This window comes from Rhodoferax sp. (assembly GCF_039922535.1).
Taxonomy (GTDB): Bacteria; Pseudomonadota; Gammaproteobacteria; order Burkholderiales; family Burkholderiaceae_C; genus Rhodoferax_B.
Genome location: NZ_JBDTEM010000333.1, coordinates 1 through 4,758 on the forward strand (window position 1 = coordinate 1; position 4,758 = coordinate 4,758).

At 64.0% G+C, this 4,758-nt stretch carries 5 protein-coding genes and 1 riboswitch; of the genes, 2 read left to right on the top strand and 3 right to left on the bottom strand.

Going from position 1 to position 4,758, the window contains the following annotated elements; genetic code table 11:
* Together ABI213_RS15915 and ABI213_RS15920 are read right to left on the bottom strand one after the other, a co-directional pair.
* On the bottom strand, positions 1-255 hold a 255-nt coding region (locus ABI213_RS15915; RefSeq protein WP_348027806.1), incomplete at its 3' end, for a bifunctional adenosylcobinamide kinase/adenosylcobinamide-phosphate guanylyltransferase.
* Positions 255-2,075 (bottom strand): TonB-dependent receptor, encoded by a 1,821-nt coding sequence (locus tag ABI213_RS15920; protein ID WP_348027808.1) that lies wholly within the window; start codon positions 2,073-2,075, stop codon positions 255-257. The genes ABI213_RS15915 and ABI213_RS15920, both read right to left, overlap by 1 nt.
* A gap of 90 nt (positions 2,076-2,165) precedes the next feature.
* Positions 2,166-2,405, bottom strand: a riboswitch (cobalamin riboswitch).
* Positions 2,406-2,437: 32 nt separating this feature from the next.
* Between ABI213_RS15920 and ABI213_RS15925 the strand changes: the two genes are divergently transcribed.
* Positions 2,438-2,683 carry a DUF904 domain-containing protein gene (locus ABI213_RS15925; RefSeq protein ID WP_348006877.1) on the top strand — a complete coding sequence of 82 codons (246 nt, stop codon included), beginning with the start codon at positions 2,438-2,440 and terminating at the stop codon, positions 2,681-2,683.
* Positions 2,680-3,000, top strand: a complete 321-nt coding sequence (locus ABI213_RS15930) for a cell division protein ZapA (protein ID WP_348027810.1) — start codon at positions 2,680-2,682, stop codon at positions 2,998-3,000. Before ABI213_RS15925 ends, ABI213_RS15930 begins: the two co-directional genes overlap by 4 nt.
* 329 nt (positions 3,001-3,329) lie before the next feature.
* Here the strand turns inward: ABI213_RS15930 and ABI213_RS15935 are convergent.
* Positions 3,330-4,758 (bottom strand): EAL domain-containing protein (locus ABI213_RS15935; RefSeq protein ID WP_348027812.1); only part of this gene is annotated, 1,429 nt, incomplete at its 5' end.

Below are 4,758 nucleotides of genomic sequence, written 5' to 3' on the forward strand. Positions count from 1 at the left end.
GCGGCTGTGCTGGGCGATGGCCTCGGCCAAGTGCAGCGGCTCCTCCACCGTCAACATGCCCGGCACGCGCTCGGCCCGGTCGCGCTGGTGGCGGGCGATGCGCTCGACCATCTCTGCGTCCCAGGGCTGGGCGGTGGCGATGAAGACGGCGCGGTGATCCGCATCGGCCAGCCAGGCCGCAGCCAACTGCTCGGCGCGGCGGGACTTGCCGCTTTTTTGGCCACCGAGGATCAACTCCGTGGTGGCCAGACGCATCAGCGCGCTGCCCACAACACGCCCACATAAACCGACCGCCCGGCGCTGGCGTAGGTGTTGGCAGTCTGGTAGGTTTTGTTGGCCAGGTTGTCCACGCGGGCCAGCAGGGTCCATTCGGGGGCCAGGTGGGTGCTGGCGTTCAGGCCAACCAGGGTGTAGCCGCCGAGCACGGTAGCGTTGCCGAGGTAGTCGTATTCAAACCGCTTGCTGGAGAACTGCAGGGCGCCGCCCACGGTCCAGCCGGCCAGCGTGGTGTCGGCCCCCAGCGTGGCGTGGCGGCGGGCGCGGCGGGCGAGTTGCTGGCCGTTGTCCAGATCGCGCGGGTTCTGGAAGTCGGCAGAGGCCTGCAGGTTCACCGGGCCCAGGCGGGTGCCACCGGACACCGTCACGCCCTGGCTTTGCGCGCGGGCGGTGTTGGCGTAGCAGCCATAGGGCGATGCGCAGGGGCCTGCGCCGACAAAAGAAATCAGGTTGCTGAACGTGTTGCGGTAGGCCACCAGGCCCAGGCTGTCAGGCCCAGCGGCGTAGCGCAGACCCAGTTCGGTGTTGTGGCTGGTTTCGGGTTGCAGGCTGGCAGCACCGTATTCGCTGAAACGCTGGTACAGCGTGGGCGCACGAAAGGCCGTGCCGGCCGAGGCGGTGCCACGCCACTGCGGGGTGAAGGCATAGCCGTAAGCCACGCTGCCGGTGTTATGGCCGCCGAATTCGCTGTCTTTGTCGTGCCGCACATTGAGTTGCAGGGTGTGGGCTTGCTGCTGCCAGCCGTAGCCCAAGGCCAGCGCATCTTCGTGGCGACCGCTGTCGATGGGGTCGTTGACCAGATGGTCTTGTTTGCGCTCCAAAGCGGCGGTGACGCGATGGGTGCCGAAGTGGAATTCATTCTGGAACAGATAGCCGCGCAGACGCGTTTCGGTGTCGTAGACGGAGGGGCGGGTGGCGTAGGTGTCGCGCGAATCGGTGACCGCCAGCTGGGTGCTGTAGACATCGGACCATTTGGCCGACCAGTTCAGGCCCAGAGCCCGCAGCTTGGAAGTGGCGTGGTCGTCGGTGGTGGGGCTGCCAAACTGGTCGTCGTACTGGGCGTTCATCTTGCTGGCCAGCGCGGTGGCCTCCAGGCGCTGACCGGGCTGGATTTGCAGGCCCACGCGGGCGTTGCCCGACTGGCTGCGGTAGCCGTCGTCATCGGGATTGGCACCGGCCACCAGCAGGCTGTTAAAGCCATTGCTGCGCTCACCGGCAAAACCCAGCGAGTAGTCCAAGCCGCCGCTGGCACCGCTCACACCCGCATTCAGCTTACGCGTGCCGTAGGTTCCCAAGCCCACGCCTACGAATGGAGCCACGCCGCCCTCGCCCCTTTTGGTGAACAACTGGATGACACCGCCCAGCGCGTCCGAGCCGTACACCGCGCTGGCCGGGCCGCGCAGCACTTCGATGCGGTCGATCTGCGCCAGGGGAATCGTGTTCCACGAGGCACCGCCGGTGGCCTGGGAGTCGATGCGCACACCGTCCAGATACACCGCGGTAAAACGCGTCTCGGCGCCGCGCAGAAACACGCTGGTGTTCGCGCCAGGGCCGCCGGTGCGCGAGATTTCGATACCCGGCACGCGCGCCAAAACGTCGGCCACCGAGGCCGCGCCGCTGCGCTGGATGGCATCAGAGTCAATGATGGTCACATCGGCCACCAAATCCGACACCGGCTGCGCCACGCGGGTGGCGGTAACCACCACCTCTTGGAGTGGCGTCTGGGCCCAAGACGGAAATGCAGCGGCCCAAGCCAGAGGTAGCACGGACAGGCGTGCAGCGGCGAAAACAGTTTTCATGGAAGGCAATTCATCAGCATAGGCCCGCACCGGCGTCCCCGCCAGTGCATGGGCACCAAGGCAATGCGCTTTTTTTAAGTTTTGAAAAAGACGCACCACCACCTTGTTGGCCGGTATCCGGGCTGGCGGAGAACTTTCACCGTCTTCCCAGATGCATGCGCATCCAGTGACTGGGTGGTGAAAGAGGAGCTTAAGACAACGTTCTTAGGGCTCATCCGCTGTACCGTTGCGGGGGCAGCGCAGGCTTAAAGGGTTTTCGACCTCCTCCTGCTTCCCGTTGAACTGCGAAATGTGAACCATGCCGCGAGCACCAACCCGCTGATTTTACGGTTGAATCGCGCCCCACTAGAATGTGCAAGCTTATGGCCACCCCCACCCAAATTGAACAAGTTGCCGAACGTACCGAGCGCCTGCTGCTGCGTTACCGTGAGTTGCAGCGCGCCAACCAGTTGCTGACCGAACAGGTTGCCGGGCTGGCGTATGAACGCGATTCGCTGAAGTCCCGCCTGGGCGCTGCCCGCGCCCGTATCGACGCGCTGCTGGAGCGACTGCCCCAGATCGGCAATCCGCCCGCCATCCGCCCCGCCCCCCGCAAGGACGCAGAATGAAGCAGCTCGACGTGCAGATCCTCGGCCAAAGCTACCTGCTGGGCTGCCCGGAGGGCGGCGAAGCGCGCCTGCTGGAGGCCGTCAAGATGGTGGATACGGCGATGTGCGCCATCCGCGACGGCGGCAAGATCAAGGCGCGCGACCGCATCGCCGTGCTGGCCGCCCTGAACCTGGCATTTGACCTGACCGACCGCGCCCGTGCGCCCGCGCGCCCCACCCCAGCGCACTCCGACGTGGCCAGCAACGACGATCCGGTGTTGACCACGCTGATCGAACAACTCGACTTGGCTTTAGGCGACGACGGGCACTTGATTTAGCCTAGAATCAAAGCGTCTGCGGTGCATGCCGGGCTTTATATTTCCTTGAACCAATGCTCCATGAGCCCGGGCCTGGAATATCCCTCGGGGAGCGTGATCATCTCGCGTTAGATGAACCCAACTCCAAGGTGACCTAGCCCACCTGAACCCCGGTTCAGGATGCCGGTCCGGTGGCATTCGCAGACACCTTTTCTTGCACACCCCCCAGTCTTCGCGCACTTCGTGTCGCTACGCCAACCCCCTTGCAGGGGGCGAACCTGGTGGCCCGGCGTAGCCGGTTCCACGGGTTCCTGGGATCGGGCCGTGATGCCCAACGATTGCTCCATACCTTATCCCGCAAGCCGCTCCAATGCGGCTGCAATCGTGGTGTCCAAAACCTCGCTGGGCACGCCGGGTGCGCATAAAAATCCCTGGTACTGGTCGCACAGCAGGCGCTGCAGCAGGTCGCGCTGGGCCATGGTTTCCACGCCCTCGGCAATGACCGTCAGTTTGAGGGCGCGGCCCATCTGGATGATGGCGCTGACGATGGCCTGGTCGCTCTCGTCGTCGGGTAGACCGCTGATGAAAGAGCGGTCGATTTTCAGCTTGTGGATGGGAAATTTCTTCAAATACGCCAGGCTGGAGTAGCCGGTGCCAAAGTCGTCGATCGACAAAAACACCCCTAGCGCTGCCAGCGCCCGCAACCGGGCCAGAGCCTCGTCGGCATCTTGCACCAGGATGGATTCGGTCAGCTCCAGCTCCAGCAGGCCCGGGTCCAGACCCGAATCGGCCAAAGCGTTAGCCACGCGCTCCACAAAATCACTTTGCTGGAACTGCAGGGCCGACACGTTGACCGACACCGCACGGTCATAGCCCTGGCGCTGCCAGACTGCCGCCTGGCGCACCGCCTCATTCAGTACCCAGGTGCCGATGGTGACGATATAGCCCGACTCTTCGGCCACTGGAATGAACTGGCCGGGCGACACCGCACCCAGTTCGGGGTCTTGCCAGCGGATCAGCGCTTCTACACCCAGCACGTTGCCGGTGGACAGGCTGACCTGCGGCTGGTAGTGCAGGCTAAAGTGCCCAGCCTCCATGGCCTGGCGCATGCGGTGCTCCATCTTCATGCGCGGCAGCAAAGCCACGTTCATCTGCGGCTGGTAGAAGCGGAAGCTGCCCCGGCCGCGTTCCTTGACGCGGTTCATGGCCGTGTCGGCCGACTTGATCATGTCGTCCAGCGTTTGGCCATCCGCCGGGAACATGGCCACACCGATGCTGCAGCCCATCGAAAAATCGACGCCATCCATGTGGAAAGGCTGGGCCAGGCTTTCCAGCACGCGCTGCGCCACCATCTTGGCACCCTCGGCATCGGCCTGGTGCAGGTACATCACAAACTCGTCGCCGCCCAGGCGGCACAGGGTGTCTACCTGGCGCAGGCAATGCAGCATGCGCTGGCCGACCTCGACCAGTACCCGGTCACCAAACAAATGGCCCAGAGAATCGTTGACATTTTTGAACCGGTCCAGATCAAGAAACAGGATGGCGAACTCGCCTCCATCCCGCTCGGCCAGACGCAGTGCAAAGTCCACCCGCTGCGACAGCATCAACCGGTTGGGCAGGCCGGTCAGTACATCGGAATAGGCCAATTGCTCGATGCGCTCGAAGCTGGCTTTTTTCTCGGTCAAATCCTTGAAGAAACCAATGCTTTGCGTCACCACGCCCTGGGCATCGCGCAACACCACCCACGACAACTGCACCACACAGGTGCTGCCATCCCCG

What these genes read in the sequence shown, in the direction of transcription:
- ABI213_RS15920 (WP_348027808.1), bottom strand. Translation starts at nt 2,075, where the DNA reads ATGAAAACTGTTTTCGCCGCTGCACGCCTGTCCGTGCTACCTCTGGCT.
- ABI213_RS15925 (WP_348006877.1), top strand. Translation starts at nt 2,438, where the DNA reads ATGGCCACCCCCACCCAAATTGAACAAGTTGCCGAACGTACCGAGCGC.
- ABI213_RS15930 (WP_348027810.1), top strand. Translation starts at nt 2,680, where the DNA reads ATGAAGCAGCTCGACGTGCAGATCCTCGGCCAAAGCTACCTGCTGGGC.